This is a genomic window from Rhodanobacter spathiphylli B39, assembly GCF_000264295.1.
Lineage (GTDB): Bacteria > Pseudomonadota > Gammaproteobacteria > Xanthomonadales > Rhodanobacteraceae > Rhodanobacter > Rhodanobacter spathiphylli.
This window is the reverse complement of the sequence record NZ_AJXT01000052.1, coordinates 1-1,773: the sequence shown is the minus strand read 5'-3', so window position 1 is coordinate 1,773 and position 1,773 is coordinate 1. Positions and strand designations below refer to the sequence as shown.

General features: G+C 63.7%; 1 protein-coding gene and 1 pseudogene. Both read left to right on the top strand.

All coding sequences use genetic code 11. The features are described from left to right. A partial coding sequence (locus tag UU7_RS16210) for a PPC domain-containing protein (RefSeq protein ID WP_238530973.1) occupies nucleotides 1–689 on the top strand: 689 nt, incomplete at its 5' end. 546 nt (nucleotides 690–1,235) lie between these two features. Then, a pseudogene (locus UU7_RS16205) lies at nucleotides 1,236–1,773 on the top strand (M4 family metallopeptidase); the annotation flags it as partial.

Genomic DNA, 1,773 nt, shown 5'->3' with positions numbered 1-1,773 from the left:
GCGTGGGCGTGACCTGCCCGGGTACCGGTGGCGGCGGTGGTGGCGGCGGTGGCACGACCACCGAGTTGCAGAACAACGTGGCCGTGACCGGCGTGTCGGCGGCGACGGGCGCCGACAACGACTACTTCATCACGGTGCCGGCGGGCGCCACCAACCTGGTGATGTCGATCTCCGGCGGTACCGGCGATGCCGACCTGTACACCAAGGCCGGCAGCGCGCCGACCACCAGCAGCTACGACTGCCGCCCGTACAAGACCGGCAACTCGGAAAGCTGCACCGTGGCGTCGCCCGTCGCAGGCAAGTACTACATCAAGGTGCACGGCTATTCGTCGTACTCCGGCGTCACGGTGAAGGCTTCGTACAGCACCGGCGGTGGTGGTGGCGGTGGCGGCAGCAGCGATTCGGTGAACCTGCCGACCGTGACCACCGGCAACTGGTCGACCACCTATACCGAGACGGTACAGGCCGGCCACACCGTGACCTTCGCGATCTCCGGCGGTACCGGTGATGCAGATCTGTACGTGCGGGCCGGCAGCGCGCCGACCACCAGCAGCTACAACTGCCGTCCGTACAAGACCGGCAACAACGAAAGCTGCACGTTCACCCCGGGCAGCAACACCACCTACTACATCAAGGTGCGTGCGTATCAGACGTTCTCCGGCGTGACGCTGACGGAAACGCTGAACTGAGGTCGGCCGAAGCTGCGCCGGCATGACCGGCGCAGCTTCGCCACAGGTTCCCTCGAAACCCCGGCTTCCGCCGGGGTTTTCCTGTTCGTGCACCGACGTGCCAGAAGGCGCTCTCGCAAGTCATTCCGTACGCATGACGGTGCGTCGACGGGCAACAAGATCGCTTCACGCCAGCGAATCTTTCTCTTCACGCAACTGAACCTGCTCCGCCTCGTCAACACGCCCGTACCGTGGTTGTGATGTCTGTCACCCGGGGTAGGAAAAAATCAGATAGCTAGCTTGCCTGCCGAGGAATAACGTGTCGCATCCGCTTTCCGGGGAGGTCGGCGGATGATCCTTTGGCGACGCCATCGTCGTCTTGCAATTACGCATCCACGCGCTGCCTGTACATGGAATGTCAGGGGGAGGGCAGGCGATACGGATGTAGTTTGGGATCGCTAGACAGCACACGAAGAAGGGGCCGTGCCTCGCACGGCAAATCTGCATGGGGTCCTTGTGACCGCATCGGGTCCGATTGTCCCTAAAATTTTGTCTAGGAGTTTGTAAATGCCCAATCATTACCGTCTGAAATTGCTGGTCGCCGCGATCGGCGTGGCCACCGCCTCGGTCGCCACTGCCGCCACCACCAAGACCCTGCATGCACAGAACCTCGGTGCGGTGCCGGCCAGCTCGCTGGCCGCGCAGCTCAACCTTGGTCAGGACATGTCGCTGGCACCGCGCAGCGCCGTCAGCATCGCCAATGGTCACAAGGTCGTGCGCCAGCAGCAGATGTATCGCGGCGTGCCGGTCTACGGCCGCAGCATTGCCGTGGTTCAGGACGCCCAGGGCAATGCCCTGCGCGCCTCGGGTGAACTGATGCAGGACGCCCAGCTCGGCCTGAGCTCGGTGGCGCCGAAGTTGAATGCCGCCCGTGCGATCTCCGCACTTCGGGCGCATGCGCACACCACCTTGGTCGGTGGCACCACCATCAGCAACCAGAAGACCGACCTGTTCGTGTATCCGCAGGACAATGGCACTGCACGCCTGGTCTACCGCGTGTCGTACTTCGTCAACGGCGCGAATCCGTCGCGTCCGACCGCGATCA